Source organism: Methylomonas sp. BW4-1 (assembly GCF_052474385.1).
This window is the reverse complement of the sequence record NZ_CP184125.1, coordinates 4,582,037-4,601,267: the sequence shown is the minus strand read 5'-3', so window position 1 is coordinate 4,601,267 and position 19,231 is coordinate 4,582,037. Positions and strand designations below refer to the sequence as shown.

23 protein-coding genes are annotated in these 19,231 nt (G+C 52.7%); 13 read left to right on the top strand and 10 right to left on the bottom strand.

Annotation, left to right across the window (positions count from 1 at the left end):
* Positions 1 to 36: 36 nt before the first annotated feature.
* The gene (locus ACH5Y9_RS21290) at positions 37 to 837 is read right to left on the bottom strand and encodes a hypothetical protein (RefSeq protein ID WP_445367506.1); all 801 of its coding nucleotides are present in this window, start codon (positions 835 to 837) and stop codon (positions 37 to 39) included.
* A gap of 341 nt (positions 838 to 1,178) precedes the next feature.
* On the bottom strand, positions 1,179 to 1,649 hold the full coding sequence (locus ACH5Y9_RS21285) for a hypothetical protein (protein WP_445367505.1): 471 nt from the start codon (positions 1,647 to 1,649) through the stop codon (positions 1,179 to 1,181).
* Positions 1,650 to 1,796: 147 nt separating this feature from the next.
* Between ACH5Y9_RS21285 and ACH5Y9_RS21280 the strand changes: the two genes are divergently transcribed.
* Positions 1,797 to 2,597, top strand: coding sequence for a helix-turn-helix domain-containing protein (locus tag ACH5Y9_RS21280; RefSeq protein WP_445367504.1), 801 nt, complete (start codon positions 1,797 to 1,799; stop codon positions 2,595 to 2,597).
* 1 nt (position 2,598) lies between these two features.
* Here ACH5Y9_RS21280 and ACH5Y9_RS21275 read toward each other — a convergent pair whose 3' ends face one another.
* Positions 2,599 to 3,759 (bottom strand): aminotransferase-like domain-containing protein, encoded by a 1,161-nt coding sequence (locus ACH5Y9_RS21275; RefSeq protein ID WP_445367503.1) that lies wholly within the window; start codon positions 3,757 to 3,759, stop codon positions 2,599 to 2,601.
* A gap of 71 nt (positions 3,760 to 3,830) precedes the next feature.
* On the opposite strand from ACH5Y9_RS21275, the gene ACH5Y9_RS21270 reads away from it, so the two are divergent.
* Both ACH5Y9_RS21270 and ACH5Y9_RS21265 read left to right on the top strand, forming a co-directional pair.
* Positions 3,831 to 4,313, top strand: coding sequence for a MarR family winged helix-turn-helix transcriptional regulator (locus ACH5Y9_RS21270; RefSeq protein ID WP_445367502.1), 483 nt, complete (start codon positions 3,831 to 3,833; stop codon positions 4,311 to 4,313).
* 23 nt (positions 4,314 to 4,336) lie between these two features.
* Entirely contained in the window at positions 4,337 to 5,563 is a 1,227-nt protein-coding gene (locus ACH5Y9_RS21265) for an RNA polymerase sigma factor (protein WP_445367501.1), read from the top strand.
* 194 nt (positions 5,564 to 5,757) lie between these two features.
* Here ACH5Y9_RS21265 and ACH5Y9_RS21260 read toward each other — a convergent pair whose 3' ends face one another.
* From ACH5Y9_RS21260 to ACH5Y9_RS21245, 4 genes are all read right to left on the bottom strand, one after another.
* On the bottom strand, positions 5,758 to 6,798 hold the full coding sequence (locus ACH5Y9_RS21260) for an IS481 family transposase (protein WP_205450216.1): 1,041 nt from the start codon (positions 6,796 to 6,798) through the stop codon (positions 5,758 to 5,760).
* Between the two features lie 80 nt (positions 6,799 to 6,878).
* Entirely contained in the window at positions 6,879 to 8,186 is a 1,308-nt protein-coding gene (locus ACH5Y9_RS21255; RefSeq protein WP_445367500.1) for a hypothetical protein, read from the bottom strand.
* 78 nt (positions 8,187 to 8,264) lie between these two features.
* Complete coding sequence (locus ACH5Y9_RS21250) at positions 8,265 to 9,014, bottom strand: IS5 family transposase (RefSeq protein ID WP_445366335.1); 750 nt, start codon at positions 9,012 to 9,014, stop codon at positions 8,265 to 8,267.
* Positions 8,977 to 9,954: an AAA family ATPase gene (locus ACH5Y9_RS21245; RefSeq protein ID WP_445367499.1), complete on the bottom strand. Its 978-nt coding sequence runs from the start codon at positions 9,952 to 9,954 to the stop codon at positions 8,977 to 8,979. Before ACH5Y9_RS21245 ends, ACH5Y9_RS21250 begins: the two co-directional genes overlap by 38 nt.
* A gap of 168 nt (positions 9,955 to 10,122) precedes the next feature.
* Between ACH5Y9_RS21245 and ACH5Y9_RS21240 the strand changes: the two genes are divergently transcribed.
* Complete coding sequence (locus ACH5Y9_RS21240; RefSeq protein WP_445366335.1) at positions 10,123 to 10,872, top strand: IS5 family transposase; 750 nt, start codon at positions 10,123 to 10,125, stop codon at positions 10,870 to 10,872.
* Between the two features lie 1,132 nt (positions 10,873 to 12,004).
* Here the strand turns inward: ACH5Y9_RS21240 and ACH5Y9_RS21235 are convergent.
* Complete coding sequence (locus tag ACH5Y9_RS21235; RefSeq protein ID WP_445367498.1) at positions 12,005 to 12,367, bottom strand: YchJ family protein; 363 nt, start codon at positions 12,365 to 12,367, stop codon at positions 12,005 to 12,007.
* Between the two features lie 215 nt (positions 12,368 to 12,582).
* On the opposite strand from ACH5Y9_RS21235, the gene ACH5Y9_RS21230 reads away from it, so the two are divergent.
* The 8 genes from ACH5Y9_RS21230 (at position 12,583) to blaOXA (ending at position 16,767) form a co-directional block, all read left to right on the top strand.
* Entirely contained in the window at positions 12,583 to 12,975 is a 393-nt protein-coding gene (locus ACH5Y9_RS21230) for a YciI family protein (protein ID WP_445367497.1), read from the top strand.
* A 122-nt stretch (positions 12,976 to 13,097) separates the two neighbouring features.
* Entirely contained in the window at positions 13,098 to 13,574 is a 477-nt protein-coding gene (locus tag ACH5Y9_RS21225; protein ID WP_445367496.1) for a VOC family protein, read from the top strand.
* Positions 13,575 to 13,622: 48 nt separating this feature from the next.
* Complete coding sequence (locus ACH5Y9_RS21220; protein ID WP_445367495.1) at positions 13,623 to 14,030, top strand: VOC family protein; 408 nt, start codon at positions 13,623 to 13,625, stop codon at positions 14,028 to 14,030.
* 11 nt (positions 14,031 to 14,041) lie between these two features.
* Positions 14,042 to 14,398 (top strand): YciI family protein, encoded by a 357-nt coding sequence (locus ACH5Y9_RS21215; protein WP_445367494.1) that lies wholly within the window; start codon positions 14,042 to 14,044, stop codon positions 14,396 to 14,398.
* Positions 14,399 to 14,423: 25 nt separating this feature from the next.
* A complete protein-coding gene (locus ACH5Y9_RS21210) occupies positions 14,424 to 14,984 on the top strand; it encodes an SRPBCC family protein (RefSeq protein WP_445367493.1) in 561 nt (186 codons plus the stop codon).
* Complete coding sequence (locus ACH5Y9_RS21205; RefSeq protein WP_445367492.1) at positions 14,981 to 15,457, top strand: SRPBCC family protein; 477 nt, start codon at positions 14,981 to 14,983, stop codon at positions 15,455 to 15,457. The genes ACH5Y9_RS21210 and ACH5Y9_RS21205 overlap by 4 nt, the downstream gene beginning before the upstream one ends.
* A 45-nt stretch (positions 15,458 to 15,502) precedes the next feature.
* Positions 15,503 to 15,985, top strand: a complete 483-nt coding sequence (locus tag ACH5Y9_RS21200; RefSeq protein WP_445367491.1) for a VOC family protein — start codon at positions 15,503 to 15,505, stop codon at positions 15,983 to 15,985.
* Positions 15,985 to 16,767 (top strand): class D beta-lactamase, encoded by a 783-nt coding sequence (gene blaOXA / locus ACH5Y9_RS21195; RefSeq protein ID WP_445367490.1) that lies wholly within the window; start codon positions 15,985 to 15,987, stop codon positions 16,765 to 16,767. The genes ACH5Y9_RS21200 and blaOXA overlap by 1 nt, the downstream gene beginning before the upstream one ends.
* A 10-nt stretch (positions 16,768 to 16,777) precedes the next feature.
* On the opposite strand, the gene wrbA is transcribed toward blaOXA, so the two are convergent.
* Positions 16,778 to 17,368, bottom strand: coding sequence for an NAD(P)H:quinone oxidoreductase (gene wrbA / locus ACH5Y9_RS21190; RefSeq protein WP_445367489.1), 591 nt, complete (start codon positions 17,366 to 17,368; stop codon positions 16,778 to 16,780).
* The gene (gene arsC, locus ACH5Y9_RS21185; RefSeq protein ID WP_445367488.1) at positions 17,368 to 17,715 is read right to left on the bottom strand and encodes an arsenate reductase (glutaredoxin); all 348 of its coding nucleotides are present in this window, start codon (positions 17,713 to 17,715) and stop codon (positions 17,368 to 17,370) included. The genes wrbA and arsC overlap by 1 nt, the downstream gene beginning before the upstream one ends.
* 72 nt (positions 17,716 to 17,787) lie before the next feature.
* Between arsC and hldE the strand changes: the two genes are divergently transcribed.
* Positions 17,788 to 19,218 (top strand): bifunctional D-glycero-beta-D-manno-heptose-7-phosphate kinase/D-glycero-beta-D-manno-heptose 1-phosphate adenylyltransferase HldE, encoded by a 1,431-nt coding sequence (hldE, locus tag ACH5Y9_RS21180; protein WP_445367487.1) that lies wholly within the window; start codon positions 17,788 to 17,790, stop codon positions 19,216 to 19,218.
* The last annotated feature ends 13 nt before the right edge of the window (positions 19,219 to 19,231 follow it).

The following is a 19,231-nucleotide window of genomic DNA, read 5'->3' as shown; positions in this document are numbered from 1 at the left end:
GGAACGACAAAAAATATGCGTCCGATTGGATGGGCGTCACTTTTCAGGCCTTTCGATGAAAGCGTTCACCCAGTCGCTGTATTGTGAGTCCGGTGGCAAAAGTCCTGACTTTAGCGGCCCGGAAAAATCAGCCTCACTTACGTTTGGCAATTGTTTCGACGGCTTCTTGGTAAGGGTTGCTCTTACCTTGGCTCCATGTTTCATGAGGTCATTGCAAAGCTGATAGCTAAAGTATGATAGATCATCGGTATAGCTATATATGGCCTCAACAAGATCCGGGTACTCCTGGTTCAAATGACCACCCGGAAGAGGTAGACCGAAATAGTAGTGCGCGTAGTTGTTCTCAGGAATTTCGCCCGATGCAAATTTTTGGACAAGTTGATCACGCTTCGCTATTGCACCACTCAAACCGATTAGGGACTGCTCGATTACTGCAACGAGAGCCAATGGCCTGCCGACTGCGGAGAGTTCCTGGAACACTAAGTGCTTCAAAGTTTCAACCGGCAAAATTGGAGCCGGGTAAGTGCGCATATCCATTTGGAGATGGAACTCAACATCCGATGCAATTTGCTTGGCATTCCGTTTGTCCTTAAATGCCTCCAAATCTCCCCTCAGCTGTAGAAATGCATCATGCATTGGTCGAACATGCTGCTTCTTTAGTGCGAGTGCCGCATTGCAAATCGTATGGGCGACCATAATCGCGGCGTTTGTGTATCGAAGCTCCTTTAGACTTTCTTCTAGCTTCCGTGAACGCTCAACAATGCGCTGTGCACCAAGGGCACCACCAATAGCGCCGGTTAAACCACCGACAAATGCTATGACGATGTTTGAGTTCAAAAATTGCCAGCCAGCGGTTCCCGCGGAAGATAGGAATGAAGTGATCGAGTCTATGCACATAGCAGGATAAGTTATGGTTACGCCCAACGTTCGAATTAAAGGTCAACTCAGCAGGAACGCTTGAAAAGAGCACGACATCGTTTGTCTTATAATCCCAGCCATCTGCCGGATAACTCCTTATTACTGCGTTTTCCAGACTATCGCTTTCGCTGAAATAAACATTTTGGCTCGGTGTTGTTTGCAAAGATAACCCAAGACCCAAACTAATCAAAGAATATTCCAACGCTCAACCTCTGTCAGTCGGTTTGTCTAGCTGCCCAAGCGCCTCCAAACGATTTGGGTTAATCCTGTTCCGATCTCGATTTCCAGGCCGCTCGGGCTACCAGAATCGCCGCCGTTAGAAAACCGACCGTGGTCAGGGTAAAACTGATGCCGGCCTGAATCGGGAAGTGCGGTTCGACCGGTAAAGCGGAGGCCACCGGCTTGGCCGACAATCCCCTTAGTAAAAACGACAGCGGGTTGAAAAACGCCCCAAAGCAACAGGCACTCACCACCCAAACCGGCGGCGTGACCGCATACTGCCGAAACAGCAAAAAGAAAATGAACAGAAACTGGGCCATCATCAGGTAATCGATGTGAGCGCGGATAATGTCCGCCCTTTCGACCAAATGGCCGGCCAACGCGCCGTCAGGAAAAAACAGCGTAAAGCCCAATACCCAGGCAATGCTCAAGGCTATCGCCAGGCAAAATATGGCAAACGCCAGTAGGAATACGTTGGTCATCGGTTCGGGTGGAAATGTTTGCTTGCTCATGATTATCCTCAAAGTAATGGGGAGCTTAGCCCCGCTGATTGAATGCCGGTTAAGGCAAACGCCCCAAGCCCGTTGCCAACAACCTGTGCATTGACTAGACTGCCTGGCAAACTGCCGGCGAGCCGGACGCGACAGGGAGCTTAAACGATGACTAATACACCAGGCTTGTATGAACGTGCTACCGCCGTCCCTTTCGATGCGTTGTGGGACATCAGCGGCGGCCGCACGTTTTTTTGCGGCCCGTTGTATTACAACGCCAACCACCAACACGGTGCACCGGTGTTTCTAGCCGGTCTGTATGGGAAATTTCGTTTGAAAATAGCGGGTAGCGATTGGCTGTCTTGCCGCACGGCGGTGATTCCTGCAGGCGTGTGGCACGAATTGGATGTGGGCGGCGACCCGTTGGCGGTGTTTTACATTGAACCGACCATCGCCGGCACCGAGGCGCTGTTACCTTTAATCCGCGATACCCGCTCGGTGAACGGTGCCTTGGTCGGTAATGGCGGAGAAATCGCCTTCATGCGCGATCTCTACGAAGATCGCTACAGCCCGAATTGGACCGCGCAGCCCCTGGCCGATCTGCTGGATTTTTCGAAACGCCGGTCGCAAGCCAACAGATTAGATCCACGCATCAGCCAAATCATCGAATTTTTATTCGCGCAGGGCGACGACCTGACGTCGGTGCTGACGCTGGCGGCGAATGTTGGACTATCCGCGTCCCGGCTACAGCATCTGTTCAGCCAGCAGATCGGCGTACCGTTTCGCCGTTATCGCAGCTGGAACCGCATGCGGCAGGCGATACAAGAAGTCATCAAGGGCCACAACTTCACGACCGCCGCCCATGCCAGCGGGTTTTCCGATTCCGCCCATTTCAGCCACGAATTTCGTAAGACCTTCGGCGCCGCGCCCACTGTGGGCTTGCATAACCTGGCGCGGCTGCAACGCTAACTCAAGCAAACTCTCGCACCAAATCAGCCAAAATCCGCAAGCCTGATTCGGCATCCTGGCTACTGGCATGGCTGAAATTCAGACGCAGTTGGCCACAAGCATCCACCGCCGTTGGCAGGAAGGGTTCGCCGGGCATAAACGCCACGCCGGCTTCGATAGCCTTAGGCAACAGCTGGCGGGTATCGATGCGGCGATTCAGCGTCAGCCAGAAAAACAGGCCTCCGGGCGGGGTTTGCCAAACTGCCAAATCCGCAAAATGCCGGCGCAGTGCGGCTTCAAAAGCGTCGCGGCGCTGGCGGTAATGGCCGGCCAAATCCGCCAATTGCCGGCTGCGGTCGGGATTGTTCAGTTGTTGTAGTACCAGCCATTGGCTAAGGCGATTGCTGTGCAAATCGGCCGCCTGCTTCAAGCGGGTCAAAAAAGGCATCAGTTCCGGCGACGCGACCAGGTAACCCAAGCGCAAGCCCGGCGCCAGGCTTTTCGAAAACGAGCCTTGATAAATCCATGGCGCTTGTTGCAACCTGGCGCATACCGGCGTGCGTTCGCAAGCGTCGTACACCAAATCGCGGTAGGGATCATCCTCGAACAGCGGAATATTGCCGGCATCGCAAGCGGCGGCCAGAGCGGCCCGTTCCCCGGCATCCAGGCAGCGACCGCTGGGATTCTGGAACGTGGGGATCGCATAGGCAAACGCCGGTTGTTCCCGCCGCAACGTATCCAGGTCGGGCGCCCCGGCATCGTAAGCCAGGAAGCGGGCCCCGAAAAAGCGGAACACCTGCAAGGCCGCCAGATAAGTCGGCGCTTCCACGGCCACCGGCGTGCCGGGATCGATGAACAATTTGGCAACCAGATCGATGCCTTGCTGCGAGCCGGACAGGATCAACACCTGTTCGGCCGTGCACTTAACACCCATGCCTTGCATGTCTGCCGCGATCCGCTCGCGCAACTCCGCTTCGCCTTCGCTGGCGCCGTATTGCAACATGTGCTGCGGCATGGCATCTAGCGTGAATTGCGGGAAGCTGTCCAACGACGGTAATCCGCCGGCAAAGGAAATCATGCCGGGGCGGTCGACGACGGCCAGAATTTCGCGGATCGGCGAGGTATGCAGGTCTTGGGTACGTGCGGAAAAACGGATAGGGCATTGCGGCGATAATGAGTTCATGGCGGGCATTGATAAATGTCAATAAAGTTGACCTATAGCCATGCTAACGGCTGCCTGCCTATAATGTCAATATGGTTGACCAAATAGCAGCTATCGATAATTCCCCGCTTGATGAAATGCCGACGCCGGACAGGCGCGAAGCCGCGTTACGCTTGGCTATCGAACAGTTTTACTTCGGCTATCGTGCCTTTACCGTACAGCCGGACCGCATCCTGGCCGAGCGCGGACTGGGGCGGGTGCATCACCGGATCTTGTATTTCGTCGGCCGCAACCCGCGGATTTCCGTGAACGCGCTGCTGGGCATGCTCAGCGTCAGTAAACAAGCTTTGAACGCGCCTTTGCGGCAGTTAATGGACATGCAGCTGGTCATGATAGACACGGCCGTGCACGACAAACGGGTGCGCGAACTCAGCTTAACGCCGGACGGCGCGAAATTGGAAGCGCAATTGACCGGCACCCAAATGCAACAGCTGCAAACGGTGTTCACACAAGTCGGCGCCAACGCTGAAGCCGGCTGGCATGAAGTGATGCGCAGCTTGAGTGCACAAGGCTGAAAGCCGACGGAGGCGAAACGACAGTGCGCGAAAAAATCGACGCCATCTACCAAAGCGAATCCCGCCATGTGCTGGCCACCTTGATTCGGCTGCTCGGCGATTTCGATGTGGCCGAGGAAGCGTTGCACGATGCCTTTCGCGCCGCGCTCGAACAATGGCCGCGCGACGGCTTACCGGCCAATCCGCGCGCCTGGTTGGTGTCGGCCGGTCGCTTCAAGGCCATAGACGGCCTGCGCCGGCAAGCCCGCTTCGACGTGCTGGAAGATGCCGATACCTTGGCTGATCCAGCCAGCGAACCCAGCGACACGGATGACGAAGGCCTGGAAGACGACCGCCTGCGGCTGATCTTTACCTGTTGCCATCCAGCGCTGTCCCCAGATGCCCAAGTCGCATTGACGCTACGCGAAGTTTGCGGCCTGGCGACCGAGGAAATCGCCCGCGCCTTCCTGACGCCGACACCGACGCTGGCCCAACGCATCGTCCGCGCCAAAACCAAGATCCGTGATGCCAAGATTCCCTATCAAGTGCCGGCGCCGGCCGAGCTACCACAACGCTTGGATTCCGTGTTACGGGTAATTTATCTGGTGTTCAACGAAGGTTACTCCGCTTCGTCCGGCAACTCACTTACCCGCCATGATTTGTCGGAAGAAGCGATACGGCTGGGACGTTTGTTGGTGGAGTTGCTGCCAGAACCGGAAGCGCAAGGCTTATTAGCGCTGATGCTGCTGCACGAATCGCGCCGCGCCGCCAGAGCCGGCGCCGACGGCGAACTGATTTTGTTGGACGACCAAGACCGCAGCTTGTGGGACAGGAAACGCATAGAGGAAGGCTCGGCGCTGGTAAAGAAAGCCTTAGGATCGCGGCGCTTTGGCCCTTATACCGTGCAAGCCGCTATCGCTGCGCTGCACGCTAACGCCAGCCATGCCGCCGCCACGGACTGGCCGCAAATCGTCGCACTCTACGACGTCTTGTTGCGCATCGCTGCTTCGCCGGTGATCGAATTAAACCGGGCCGTCGCGGTAGCGATGCGGGATGGACCGGCAGCCGGGCTGGCTTTGATCGATGCGATTTTACAGAACGGCGACCTTAGCGATTATCACCTTGCGCACGCGGCCCGAGCAGATTTGTACCGACTCTTGGGCAGAACCGACGAAGCGATCACAGCGTACCAGCAAGCTCTGGCTTTAACACGCCAGGAGCCGGAACGGCGCTTTTTGGCGCGCAGATTGCAGGAAATCCGTGTCGAGTAACAGAATTAGTGAAAAATGGGCAATTGATTTTAAAGCGGTATCTCATGGTTTTAGCGCATACTCATATCCTCTTTTTGACACCGATAGTGACAATTTTCGCGCCATTCATTCTGATAGAGCAAGTTCAGGCAAAATCTGCTGTATTAGCTCAGACCTGATCTGACAGTTACCGTTTTTGCGGGGTGTCTGTCAGATTAGATTTGGTTCAGATTTTTTTGAGCCCAAATCTGTTTTCCATCCAGCAAGGTATCCATCGGCGTTCTGCCGTTGCACATTCTGCCCTGATGAGTTCGGTCATTGTTGTAATAAACCAGCCATTCGTCCAGATCTTTTTGGAGTTCATCCAGGTCGCTATAGAGCTTTTTGCGGAACGTGACCTGATAGAACTCCTGCAAGATGGTCTTGTGGAAGCGTTCGCAAATCCCATTGGTTTGCGGCGACATGGCCTTGGTTTTGGTATGGTCGATGTCGTTGATCGCCAGGTATAGCTGATAATCATGCTGTTCGACCTTGCCACAATATTCTGTGCCGCGATCCGTCAGAATGCGTAGAACGGGTAATGCGTTGGCTTCATAGAACGGCAATACTTTGTCATTCAGGATGTCCGCGGCAGTAATCGGCGTTTTGGTGGTGTACAGTTTGCAGTGAGCGACTTTGCTGTAGGTGTCCACGTAAGTCTGCTGGTAAATCCGCCCAACCCCTTTGAGGTTGCCAACGTAAAAGGTATCCTGCGAACCCAGGTAACCGGGATGGGCTGTTTCGATTTCGCCGCAGGCTTGATCATCCTGCTGCTTTTTCTCCAACGCCGCAATCTGCGCATCGCTCAGCATTAACCCTTCGGCGGCTACCTTGGCTTCCAGTGCTTTAAGCCTCTTTTTAAAGTTCTCCAGGTCATGCCGTAACCAGATGGAGCGAACGCCGCTGCCGGATACGAATACCCCTTGTTTACGCAGTTCATTACTGGTTCGATGCTGTCCATGCGCTGGCCACTCAACCGCATAGGCTTTCACTGCCAGCTCAATGCTTTCATCGACGCGATTCTTCAGATTCGGAGACCGGCGGTTTTTGTCGATTAAGGCATCGATACCACCTTCAGCTACCAGCTCTTGATAACGATAAAACGTATCGCGCGAGACACCCATCACCTTGCAGGCTCTGGAGACGTTATTCAGTTCTTGGGCTAAATTTAACAGCCCCGCTTTGTGTTTAATGATCGGATTGTTTGTATGGATCATGAGAGTTACCTTTTGTGTTTTGTGTAAGGATTCGACACCCCTATCAAAACCGGTAACTCTCATCTTTTCAAGTCGATGTGTCAGATCAAGTCGTGACTAATACAGTTAATGATCTTTACCGTATCGGCCTGGGCGGGAATCTCTCCTTCGCCTTCGAACATACGCCGGACGGCACGTTCGATGCGATCCTCATAAAAAACCTCATCCGGCACATGTTCACGCCGATTTCTCGCATGTGGGTCAGGTTGCAAAATCGGGCGAAAATAAATCGGTCTAGTTAACGGAGCTTCGTTGGCATCCAACTCACCGTGTATGACCAACGAAGCCATCGCAGTGCCATGTTTTCTGTCGCCAGGCTGATATTCGTTTTCCAGTTCGTCAGCATCGTCCAAAAGTAACCGGTCTTTTAACCATGTATGTTGGCTGAACGGTACGCCGTCTAAAATTGCAACTATCGGATCGCCGCTGACGGGATATTCCGGCGCAGTTTCTATTGGCGCCGTCTCATCGGGGGAACTGGCAAGCGATTGCCCGGTTGGGCGAAAAAACATTATCGACGGCAGCTTCAGTAAATGGATGTCCAACTCGTTGCGATCAATCTTTTCGACTATCGCTTGAATGCTATTTCTGGATAGTTGGGTTTTTACCGCATGAAAGCCGATTTCCGAGTACTCAAGAAATGGACTGATTAACTGGCCGGACAATTGTTCCAGTAAGGTTTTAAAAACTGCTTCGTTTTGTTTTCTGGTTTTTCTGTCCTTACGGTAAAAAAACTCTACTTGGAAATTGATGAGTTGGTGCGCGGTATCCTCGTATTCCAAGTCCTCGCGCCAATTATCGAGAACACCGGTTTCTATTAATTGCTCTTGTATTCCCCAGCGTCGAATAACTTTGATCTGGGAAAACACATCTCTCCACTTGGCTTTGCCCGGAGGTAAGTCGTTGGTTTTTTGCCATAATTTCCATAGAGTTAGCAACTCATCCAAACCTTGCTGATTGGTCATGGCAAGATATAAACGGCCTTCAACTTGCTTATCTGTTTTCTGTTGCTTACTATCCTTGTTGAAAAAATACTCATCTGGCTCAAATTCTTCATCCCATTCGGCTAGCCATTCCAACCCTGGCGTATTGGCGATAGCGCGTTGAAAATCTTCTATCCGACCAGCCGTTTCAACTACCAACACCATTTCCGGCTCCAAACCTGCGATTGAAGCGGACAACATCGCCTGATCGGCTCGAAATTGTTTTTCCAGGTTTTCAAACTGCGGTGTTAACCGTGAAATTTGTACTTGCTTTGGCGGGACATTCGATGTCGAGAATCCCGGCCTTCCCTTTGGAGGATCAACAATTTTTGCTTGGGGAAAAATCAATAAAGGTAATTCAGCCATTACTCCGTTCCTTGTGGTTTAGGCTTATATCGGCTTTGCCATTGATGTAACACAGAAGTAGTAGGGGCTGTTGCCGTTTTACATGGGTAACCAAATAAAAGCGCAGGCCAAAGCGACAACGCCTTCAAAATTGCGTTTCAATTTGTCATATCGCGTCGCGATGGCTCTGAAATGTTTCAATCGCGCAAAGACATTTTCAACGAGGTGGCGATATTGGTAGAGGCACCAATCCATTCCGTCATTCCCGACGATTGAATTTTGTTTTCTAGGAATGATAGGGACACTCCCTTTCTCTCGAATTTGAATCCGTAGAGGTTCACTGTCATAGCCTTTGTCAGCGACCGTGTAGTCAGCCAAAGGCAGTTTAGCCACTAATTCCGGCGCTTCTTTGCAGTCATGGACTTCACCACCGGTGATCGAGAAATGAATAGGCAGCCCACAGGCATCAACGGCCATATGGATTTTCGTGGTGTGACCCGCAACGGATTTCCCAATCGCGGCATCCTGTTCATGAGCCGCACCACTACTATGCTGATGCGCTTTCACGATACTGCCGTCAATAAAGGTCCATTCCAAATCCGGTGCCACAACCAGGCCTCGAAAGATGCCCATCAGTTTTTCTTGCAGTGACCACGCATTAAACCGTTTGTAGACTGCATTCCACTTACCAAACGTGGCAGGCAGGTCTCGCCAGGGGCAGCCGACTCGCATGCGATAAAAAATCCCTTCTACCGTTTGCCTGAGCGAAGGCTTGTCATAAATCCCCAGGCTTAACAGGATGGCTTTGAATTTATTCCAGTATGCATCCGTAAACATTTGTCGCGGCATAGCTCACTTGTCTTCTGATTGAAAAATCAATCAATGAGGCAGAGCCGTTCGATTTCAAGGCTATCGTTTCAAAATGGCAACAGCCCCTAATACTTTTGGCGTTATCGGTTTGTTTACTCAATATTGCTCGCCTGACAATAGTCAGACAGACTTCTTCAATTTCGGAAAAGTTTGTTCCCAGCATTTTTTTAGCCATCGTTTCGGCGGCTAAGCCGAATTTGACCGATGTCTTTTGTTCCATCGCGGCAATGAATAAAGCGATTTTATCCCGTGAAGGAAGGGGCAGTTCAACTCTCACCTGAAAACGCCGCCACACAGCTTTGTCCAGCAGTTCAGGATGATTACTGGCTGCGATGACCACTACATAATCCGGCAAATCGTCCAATTGCAGTAGCAAAGAACTTACAACACGTTTGATTTCGCCGGTTTCATGGGTATCGCCGCGCTCTTTACCTATCGTTTCAAATTCATCCAAAAACAAAACGCAACGCTGAGTTTTTACGTAATCGATGATTTGTTTCAACCGGCTGGCGGTCTCACCCAGGTAGCTACCAATTAAACTATCGTAGCGGATGGAAACCAGGGGATACATCAATTCGGTTGCTATCGCTTCCGCCAAGCTGGTTTTACCGTTACCGGGTGGGCCAACCAATAAAATTCTATTTCTAGCTGACAAACTATAGGCGTGTAACAATTCTGAACGGTGCTGTTCTTCGATTAGATCATTAATTTGTTCCAGAGCTAGCTCTGGAACAAAGACTGTCGATAGCAAACGCTTAGGCGTTATTTCATAAACCAAGTCATTTTGTTTTTGCGCCGTAACAGAACGATGAGGAACTATTTCGGTACCGAACGAATTTTGTAGGCGATCAGCCAGAATTCGATGCCCTTTGTCACGCTCGTCAGCAATTAAGGATTCCGCGGCTTTGCGAAAAGCCACCTGATCTCCTCGACTGCCGGAGCGAATCAGGCTCACTAAAACATCCGCTCTAGCCATAAATAATTTTCCAAAAATACATTAGGGGCTGTTGCCATTTTGAAACGATAGCCTTGAAATCGAACGGCTCTGCCTCATTGATTGATTTTTCAATCAGAAGACAAGTGAGCTATGCCGCGACAAATGTTTACGGATGCATACTGGAATAAATTCAAAGCCATCCTGTTAAGCCTGGGGATTTATGACAAGCCTTCGCTCAGGCAAACGGTAGAAGGGATTTTTTATCGCATGCGAGTCGGCTGCCCCTGGCGAGACCTGCCTGCCACGTTTGGTAAGTGGAATGCAGTCTACAAACGGTTTAATGCGTGGTCACTGCAAGAAAAACTGATGGGCATCTTTCGAGGCCTGGTTGTGGCACCGGATTTGGAATGGACCTTTATTGACGGCAGTATCGTGAAAGCGCATCAGCATAGTAGTGGTGCGGCTCATGAACAGGATGCCGCGATTGGGAAATCCGTTGCGGGTCACACCACGAAAATCCATATGGCCGTTGATGCCTGTGGGCTGCCTATTCATTTCTCGATCACCGGTGGTGAAGTCCATGACTGCAAAGAAGCGCCGGAATTAGTGGCTAAACTGCCTTTGGCTGACTACACGGTCGCTGACAAAGGCTATGACAGTGAACCTCTACGGATTCAAATTCGAGAGAAAGGGAGTGTCCCTATCATTCCTAGAAAACAAAATTCAATCGTCGGGAATGACGGAATGGATTGGTGCCTCTACCAATATCGCCACCTCGTTGAAAATGTCTTTGCGCGATTGAAACATTTCAGAGCCATCGCGACGCGATATGACAAATTGAAACGCAATTTTGAAGGCGTTGTCGCTTTGGCCTGCGCTTTTATTTGGTTACCCATGTAAAACGGCAACAGCCCCTAATTTTTCGTTTTACCAAAAATAGTACCGAACTTTTATTAGCATACTAGCCAACCGAGTTGGCTGATGTTTAATCAGCATTCCTATAATTTGAGTCGTTCACAGTTGAATGAATTTCATCAACGGCTGACAAGCGCTTACTAGTCAAAAACTCCTAACAGTTTATCCGCCTAACAATCGCCGCGCCAGCGGCGCCTACATGTTCAGCCGTCCATTGGCGACCCGCTAAACATACACTCTATCGCCAACGACGCCATAAACGTCGTGATAGGGTTTGAAGAAGACTTGGCGGTGTTCTTGTATGCCAACAGCGACGAGGTCAGGTCTTGGACCTGTCCACTGATGTTGTCTTGAAAGGCAGATAACATTCTACTTACGCCAATAAAGCTTACTGTGTAGGGCCTGATCAGGGGGGCGGCAGCAGTGATTTGAGGCGCCTGAAAATAGTCGTTCCGCAACCTCGGCTTTCAGAAAAACACAGTATCCAAATGCCTTGTAGGTTTCATGCCATCACATGTGATTTTCCGATTTATAAGCCTTTCAGCCCTACCACTGGACCATAACCAATTTAAAATGGTGACTGGTGACACAGCTAGCTGCTTGTTATACCTCGACTACGGCGTAACGTACCAGATGTAACAAAATCGGGGATATTACTCTTTGCCAACGAATCTTTACGGTCTCCCAAGTAGAGCGTAACTGGCTCGCTGATAATGTCAGCATATTTGCAAACATGTCTCCCATTCAGGTTCTATTGACAGAAACCAATCGGTTTTTACATTATTTGTGGCACCCGGCAATCGGCGAATAGTTATCCGGCTTACCCAGCTAAATACTGCATTTCTTTGGCCCCGCTAAGATAATCACGATGAAATTCCGCCAGGCCAGGTTCCGATGCGATTTTTTCTACATAACCTTTCAAAACCGCTAGTTGCTGCTGGGCATTGAGGTGGCGAATCGCGGTCAAGAATGACGAAAGGCTAGTCACCACTTGCCCCCTTTGGGCTTAAGCGACACTTTGACCAGACTATCGACCAGCTGTGGCGTGTACTTCAACATATAGTCCACATAGCGGCGAATCTGCGGGATCTGTTCCTCCAAGGCCTGCCTTTCTGCATCAAAATCCTCGCGAGACAGGATTTTCTTGTCGGCAAATACCGGCGCCGCCAATTCTTTCCGGTTGGCTAGTTTTATCGTGGCGCCCCGCTGGTGACATATAGCCATTCGCCATTTCCGTGGCGTTGCGGATTTCCAGGCTGCGCCACTCGCATTCTTCCACCATCCGCTCGGCTTCCGCCCGATTAAAATCCTCTTTGATTTCCGGCGCATGGGTACGCTCGACATGATCCAGCTTGCGTTGCACGAAAGCCGTGTAACGCGAACGCATCAAGGCTTCGGTGGTGGGCGCCGGCGCACCGTCGATAATCGGGCCGCAGCATTCGGCATAATCTAGTTTGGAGCCGCAAGGGCAAAGCGTCATAGTTCATCTCCGGTTAGGTTGCGAAAAATTGAGGTCGATCTTTCCATGGTAAGCGACAGCCGGCTTCGGCTCAGGGCAAGCACTGGAAATTGTCGCCATGCATCGACACCACTTTCGATAGCCTGTTTCAACGATAAAAACGTTCCAATTGTCGAATATGCCCAGCGCCGAACGACTACTCAGTGCGAACATTATTTTTAACCCAGGAGTTGACCATGAAATACCTATGCCTGATTTGCGCCGAAACCGTGATGGAACAGATGACCGATGAGGATTCAGCCAAACACTTTGACGAATACGCCGAATTTACCCAAGCTATCCGCAACAGCGGCCATTACCTGAGCTGCAATCGGCTGCTGCCGGCCAATGCGGCCATCACGCTGCGGGTGCGCGGCGGTAAAGTCAGCATCACCGACGGCCCGTTCGCGGAAACCAAGGAACAACTCGGCGGCTATTATCTGATCGAGGCTAGCGATTTAAACGAGGCGATCCAGGTGGCCGCGCGGATTCCAGGGGCAAAACACGGTTGCGTGGAAGTGCGGCCAATAGCGGAAGACCGGCAAACGCTGCAAGCGTTGGGTTTTTTGGAACCGGACAATTTGCGTTAGCCGGCAAGTTTGCCAACTAGTGGAAAAAAATTTCTGCGGCTTGTCGATTTTGGCATTCGCGGTTCGACAACAGATGTAAGCAATCTTTTTCTCAATCAACACTCGATACCAGGAGCACAGCCATGAACAACATCAAACCGATCCCCGACGGTCACCACACCTTAACTCCTTACCTAGTGGTGCGCGGCGCGGCGGCGGCATTGGAATTTTATGCAAAAGCCTTTGCCGCCACAGAGCTAATGCGCCTCAACGCGCCCGGCGGACTTATCGCCCACGCCGAATTTAAAATCGGCGATTCGCACTTCATGCTGGCCGACGAGAATCCGAATTGCAGCGATATTTCGCCGCAGGCACTGGGCGGTACGCCGGTGAAACTGCACCTTTATGTCACTGATAGCGATGCGATGTTCGCCGCTGCCATACAAGCCGGTGCGGCGGAAATCATGCCGCCCACCAACCAGTTCTGGGGCGACCGAATGGGCGCAGTGACCGACCCATTCGGCCATAAATGGCTGATCGCCACGCATATCGAAGATGTCGACCCCAACGAGTTCCAGGGCAGAATGGAGGCTTTCTTCGCGGCCCAGGCGACCGATTAACCTTAACGCGGCCGATTTCGGCATCCTTGTACCTTCAAAGAGAGCAATATGAACACGCAAATATTCGTCAATCTGGCGGTAAAAAACCTCGATCAATCCGTGGCGTTTTTTACCGCGCTGGGCTACACCTTCAACCCGCAATTTACCGATGAGACCGCGACCTGCATGATCGTCAGCGAGAACATCTTCGTCATGCTGTTGACGGAAGACAAGTTCCGCACCTTCACACCTAACGCCATTTGCGACGCCACGAAAAGCACGGAGGTGTTGATTTGCTTGTCCTGCCAAAGCCGCGAGGCGGTGGACGACATGGTAAGCAAGGCGGTCGCCGGCGGCGGCAGCACTTATAACCAGCCGCAAGACCACGGCTTTATGTATGCGCACGGTTTTCAGGATTTGGATGGCCATATCTGGGAACTGGTCTACATGGCACCGGGTGCGATTTCCCCAGGCTAACGGAGAACGCGATGAAATATATGCTACTGATTTATCTCGAAGAACACAGCCTGGACGAAGCCGACCGGCAAGCTTGTTATGCCGAATCCACCCAACTCGCGCACAAGCTCAAAGTCAACGGCCAATATCTGGCCGCCAGCCCGCTACAGCCCACAACCATGGCGACCAGCGTGCGGGTGCGCGACGGCAAACGCTTCATCACCGACGGCCCGTTTGCGGAAACCCGCGAACAACTGGGCGGCTACTATCTGGTCGACGTCCCGAATCTGGACGCGGCTCTCGCTATCGCCGAGCAGATTCCGATGGCGCGCAAGGGTACCGTCGAAGTGCGGCCGCTGATCGAGATTCCGGGTTTACCCGGCGATTGAACTTACCATGCCTTAGGAGAAAACCATGATCAAAACCATCCTTATCGTTCTCGTCGTCATAGTCGTGGCACTGCTGATCTATGCGGCAAGCAAACCCGATACCTTCCGCGTGCAACGCTCGATCACCATCAAAGCGGCCCCGGATAAGATTTTTCCGTTGATCAACGATTTACACAATATGCAAATCTGGTCGGCTTGGGAGAAAGTAGATCCGGGCATGAAGCGCTCATACAGCGGCGCAGCCAGCGGTCCCGGCGCGGTCTATGAATGGGACGGCAACAAGGAGATAGGCCAGGGTCGCATGGAGATTCTGGAAACCAATCCGCCCGTAAAGCTGATGCTGCGGCTGACTTTTATTAAACCATTTCCAGCCGAGAACAGCGTGGAATTTACGCTACAAACCGAAGGCGGTGTTACTCATGTCACGCAGGCCATATACGGCCCCAGCCCCTTCCTGTCTAAAGTAATGAGCCTGGTGTTCAGCATGGACAAAATGATAGGCGGCAAATTCGAGGAAGGTTTAGCCGAGCTAAAGACCATCGCCGAAAAGTCATCATCTATTTCAATTTCAGAGGACAAGCCATGAAGCCAACAGAACAAACAGCTGAATCGCGTGAATTAATGCTGACGCGCCTGATCGATGCGCCACCCGAGAAACTCTATAAAGCCTGGACCGAACCGGCGCTGCTCAAGCAGTGGTTTTGTCCGAAGCCCTGGACCGTGGCCGCAGCCGAACTCGATGTCAGAGCCGGCGGCACCAGCAACATCGTGATGCGTGGCCCGGACGGCGAGGAGTTTCCAAACCAAGGAATCTATCTTGAAGTCGTGCCAAACGAGCGTTTGGTGTTCACCGACGCCTACACCAGCGCCTGGGAACCCTCCGCCAAACCCTTCATGACCGGCATCATCACGTTTACACCTGAAGCCGGCAAAACCCGCTACACCGCGCGCGTGTTGCATTGGAGCGCGGCAGACCGGAAAACCCACGAAGAAATGGGCTTTCACGAAGGCTGGGGCAAGGCCACCGACCAACTAGCCGAGCTGGTAGCTAGCTTGTAAGTCGGGAAACCAGCCATCACTTTTATAACTTACCGAGTAAACACCATGCCCAAAATCACCCCATTTTTATGGTTCGACGACCAAGCCGAAGAGGCGATGAATTTTTACGTATCCATTTTTAAACATTCGAAAGTCTTAAGCGTTAATTGTTACGGCGACGCCGGACCAGGACCGAAGGGCAGCGTGATGACTGCCAATTTCGAGCTGGACGGACAAGTATTTACCGCGCTCAACGGCGGCCCGACGTACCCGATGCAACCGTTTTCCCCAGCAATTTCGTTTGTCGTACACTGCGAAACTCAAGCAGAAGTGGACCACTATTGGGAAAAACTATCCGCGGGCGGCAAGCAGAATCAATGCGCCTGGCTGGAAGACAAATTCGGCATAACCTGGCAGATCGTGCCGAATGTGCTGCTTGAATTGATCAGCGATCCCGACCCGGTAAAAGCCGGACGGGTGATGCAGGCCATGCTGAAAATGACCAAAATAGACATAGACACCTTAAAACTAGCCTACGCACAATCCTGATGAAACCGCTATTCGCCACTCTACTGTTACTACTTGCCGGCCGGGTTAACGCCATCGAATGGGTGGATAGTCCTGCGCTCGCCACACTGTTCAGCGAAGCCGGCGTGCATGGCACTTTCGTAGCCTACGATGTCGATGCGGATAGGCTAATCGGCCACGACCAAATTCGCGCGGAAACCCGCTTCATCCCGGCCTCAACGTTCAAGATTGCCAATAGTTTGATCGGCTTGTCGGTAGGCGCGGTCAGTAGCGTAGACGAACCGTTGCCATACGGCGGCCAAGCACAAATGATCAAAGACTGGGAACGGGATATGGGCTTGCGCGAGGCGATCAAACTATCCAACGTACCGATTTATCAAGCACTGGCCCGGCGCATCGGCCACGAGCGGATGCGCGAGGGAGTTGCCAACCTGGGCTACGGTAACGCCGACATAGGAGACAAAGTCGATCGGTTTTGGCTGGATGGTCCGCTGCAAATCAGCGCGGTGGAACAGACGGCATTTTTGGCCCGCTTGGCGCGGGATCAATTACCGCTCTCTGCCGATGTTCAGAGCAAAGTCCGGGAAATCGCCATGCTCGAGCAAAGCGGCGAACGGGTTTTATACGGCAAGACCGGCTGGTTAAACGCGCCCAACCCCGGTATCGGCTGGTGGGTGGGCTGGATCATGCACGGAAATCGTCTGTACAGCTTTGCATTGAACATCGACATCACTCAAGACGCCGACGCACCCAAGCGGGTAGAGTTGGGCAAGGCCTGTCTCAAGGCCTTGGGAATATTGTAACCGTAAGGCCTTATTTGGCTCGCAACGCCAATGCGGTTTTCGCCAGACGTTCCCCCAGCACCCAGCACAGGCGTTTTTCATGCTCGGTGAGTTCGGTGTCGTTGTCGGCGACATGGCTGGGCCCGTAAGGTGTGCCGCCGCTGACCGTCTCGCGCAAGGCGATCTCGTTACACGGCAGGCTCATCAGGAACATGCCGTGATGCATCAAGGGCAGCATCATCGATAACAGCGTGGTTTCCTGACCGCCGTGCATGCTGCCGGTAGAGGTGAACACGCCGGCGGGCTTACCGGACAAAGCGCCGGAAAACCATAATGCCGTCGTCCCATCCAGAAAATGCTTTAACGAGGCGGCCATATTGCCGAAATGCGTAGGGCTACCCAGCGCCAAGCCGTCGCAGGTTTCCAGGTCTTGCAAAGTAGCATACGGCGCGCCGGCATCAGGAATGCTGTCGGCGATTTTCTCGCACACCGCGGATACTTCCGGCACCGTGCGCAACACCGCTGCCGCTCCGGTTACCGATTCCACGCCCCGGCCGATCTGCTGCGCCATGCGCGCGGTACTGCCGTCGCGGCTGTAATAAAGAATCAAGATTTTCGCCATCAAAGTATCGCCAACACGTTTTCCGGCGGCCGACCGATGGCGGCTTTGCCGTCTTTTAGCACGATGGGCCGTTCGATCAATTTGGGGATTCTAATCATCGCTTCGATCAAATCCGCATCACTCAAGGACTTGTCGTCCAAACCGTTTTCTTTATATTCCGGCTCTTTGGTGCGCATCAAGTCGCGCGGCTTTATATTTAACTTGGTCAGAATGTCCTGCAGTTCAGCGGCGGTGGGCGGCGATTTAAGATATTCGACAATGTCCGGCGTGACGCCTTGCGCTTCCAATAGTTTCAAGGTATCGCGGGATTTGCCGCAACGCGGGTTATGGTAGATTTTGACGCTCATGGTTTGCACCTTAATCATGACGGGTTGCGGCTATAATAGCACCCTTCGAATCACGGATAAGCTCCCAAAGCCATGCAATTACCCAACTATTCAACCGCCCGCGTGCTGGTGGTCGGCGACCTGATGCTGGATCGTTACTGGCACGGCGCCACTTCACGGATTTCCCCGGAAGCGCCGGTGCCGGTGGTACACGTCAAACAAGACGAACAACGGGCGGGCGGCGCCGGTAACGTGGCTTTGAATATCGCCGCACTGGGTGCAAAAGTATCGCTGCTGGGTTTTACCGGCGAAGACGAAGCGGCGACGGCGTTGAAAGCTTTGCTGCAACAGGCCAAGGTTTTATGCCTGTTTCAAGCGGTGCCGGGTTATCCGACGATTACTAAATTGCGGGTGATGAGCCGGCACCAGCAGTTGATCCGGCTGGATTTTGAAGACGGTTTTAACAATGTCGATAGCGATGCGTTACTGCATCTATACCATGCCGAATTGATGCAGTCGCAAGTGATCGTTCTTTCCGATTACGGTAAAGGCACTCTAAACCAGGTACAACAATTTATTAAATTGGCGAAGCAGTTGAACAAACCGGTGTTAGTCGATCCGAAAGGCAGCGATTTTTCGATTTACCAGCAAGCCACGCTGATCACGCCCAACCTCAGCGAATTTGAAGCGGTGGTGGGCCGCTGCGCCGACCAGCAGCAAATCGTCGAGCGCGGCATGAATTTGTTGACCGAGTTGGATTTACAAGCGCTGTTGGTCACGCGCGGCGAAAATGGCATGACCCTGCTCAGCAAGGACGCCGAACCCTTACACCTACCGACTCACGCCCGCGAGGTTTTCGATGTCACCGGCGCCGGCGACACCGTCATTTCCGTGCTGGCCGCCAGCCTGGCCGCGAAAAAACCGCTGGCCGAAGCCACGCAACTGGCTAATATCGGCGCCGGCATTGTCGTCGGCAAAATGGGTACCGCCACCGTCAATACCGACGAACTGGCCACCGCGCTACAAGGCCCCCGCGCCCATCGAAAGGGTGTATGCACCTTGCCGGAATTGCTGGCCGAGCGCGCCGCCGCCAAGCAAAACGGCGAAAAAATCGTCGCCACCAACGGCTGCTTCGACATCCTGCATCCCGGCCATGTCCGTTACCTGCAACAAGCCAAAACCCTGGGCGACCGCTTGGTAGTACTGGTCAATAGTGATGCCTCGGTGCAACGCCTGAAAGGCCCTGAGCGGCCCGTGAACAAACTGGATCACCGCATGGAAATGCTGGCCGCTCTGGAATGCGTCGATTGGGTGGTGGAGTTTGAACAAGACACCCCGAAAGAAGTCATCGACCAATTACTGCCCGACATCTTGGTGAAAGGCGGTGACTACACCGACATCACCAGTATCGCCGGCCACGAAAGCGTTTTGGCCAACGGCGGCGAGGTGAAGATTTTGTCGTTTATCGAGGGGCATTCGACGACTTCGATTATTCAGACGATTAGAGATAAAGCTGGTGGCTAGGTCTTGTCGCCCG

Bases quoted from the DNA above. Each gene is read 5' to 3' on its own strand.
- ACH5Y9_RS21285 (WP_445367505.1), bottom strand. From the start codon at position 1,649: ATGAGCAAGCAAACATTTCCACCCGAACCGATGACCAACGTATTCCTA.
- ACH5Y9_RS21280 (WP_445367504.1), top strand. From the start codon at position 1,797: ATGACTAATACACCAGGCTTGTATGAACGTGCTACCGCCGTCCCTTTC.
- ACH5Y9_RS21275 (WP_445367503.1), bottom strand. From the start codon at position 3,759: ATGAACTCATTATCGCCGCAATGCCCTATCCGTTTTTCCGCACGTACC.
- ACH5Y9_RS21270 (WP_445367502.1), top strand. From the start codon at position 3,831: ATGGTTGACCAAATAGCAGCTATCGATAATTCCCCGCTTGATGAAATG.
- ACH5Y9_RS21260 (WP_205450216.1), bottom strand. From the start codon at position 6,798: ATGATCCATACAAACAATCCGATCATTAAACACAAAGCGGGGCTGTTA.
- ACH5Y9_RS21255 (WP_445367500.1), bottom strand. From the start codon at position 8,186: ATGGCTGAATTACCTTTATTGATTTTTCCCCAAGCAAAAATTGTTGAT.
- ACH5Y9_RS21250 (WP_445366335.1), bottom strand. From the start codon at position 9,014: ATGCCGCGACAAATGTTTACGGATGCATACTGGAATAAATTCAAAGCC.
- ACH5Y9_RS21240 (WP_445366335.1), top strand. From the start codon at position 10,123: ATGCCGCGACAAATGTTTACGGATGCATACTGGAATAAATTCAAAGCC.
- ACH5Y9_RS21235 (WP_445367498.1), bottom strand. From the start codon at position 12,367: ATGACGCTTTGCCCTTGCGGCTCCAAACTAGATTATGCCGAATGCTGC.
- ACH5Y9_RS21230 (WP_445367497.1), top strand. From the start codon at position 12,583: ATGAAATACCTATGCCTGATTTGCGCCGAAACCGTGATGGAACAGATG.
- ACH5Y9_RS21225 (WP_445367496.1), top strand. From the start codon at position 13,098: ATGAACAACATCAAACCGATCCCCGACGGTCACCACACCTTAACTCCT.
- ACH5Y9_RS21220 (WP_445367495.1), top strand. From the start codon at position 13,623: ATGAACACGCAAATATTCGTCAATCTGGCGGTAAAAAACCTCGATCAA.
- ACH5Y9_RS21215 (WP_445367494.1), top strand. From the start codon at position 14,042: ATGAAATATATGCTACTGATTTATCTCGAAGAACACAGCCTGGACGAA.
- ACH5Y9_RS21210 (WP_445367493.1), top strand. From the start codon at position 14,424: ATGATCAAAACCATCCTTATCGTTCTCGTCGTCATAGTCGTGGCACTG.
- ACH5Y9_RS21205 (WP_445367492.1), top strand. From the start codon at position 14,981: ATGAAGCCAACAGAACAAACAGCTGAATCGCGTGAATTAATGCTGACG.
- ACH5Y9_RS21200 (WP_445367491.1), top strand. From the start codon at position 15,503: ATGCCCAAAATCACCCCATTTTTATGGTTCGACGACCAAGCCGAAGAG.
- blaOXA (WP_445367490.1), top strand. From the start codon at position 15,985: ATGAAACCGCTATTCGCCACTCTACTGTTACTACTTGCCGGCCGGGTT.
- wrbA (WP_445367489.1), bottom strand. From the start codon at position 17,368: ATGGCGAAAATCTTGATTCTTTATTACAGCCGCGACGGCAGTACCGCG.
- arsC (WP_445367488.1), bottom strand. From the start codon at position 17,715: ATGAGCGTCAAAATCTACCATAACCCGCGTTGCGGCAAATCCCGCGAT.
- hldE (WP_445367487.1), top strand. From the start codon at position 17,788: ATGCAATTACCCAACTATTCAACCGCCCGCGTGCTGGTGGTCGGCGAC.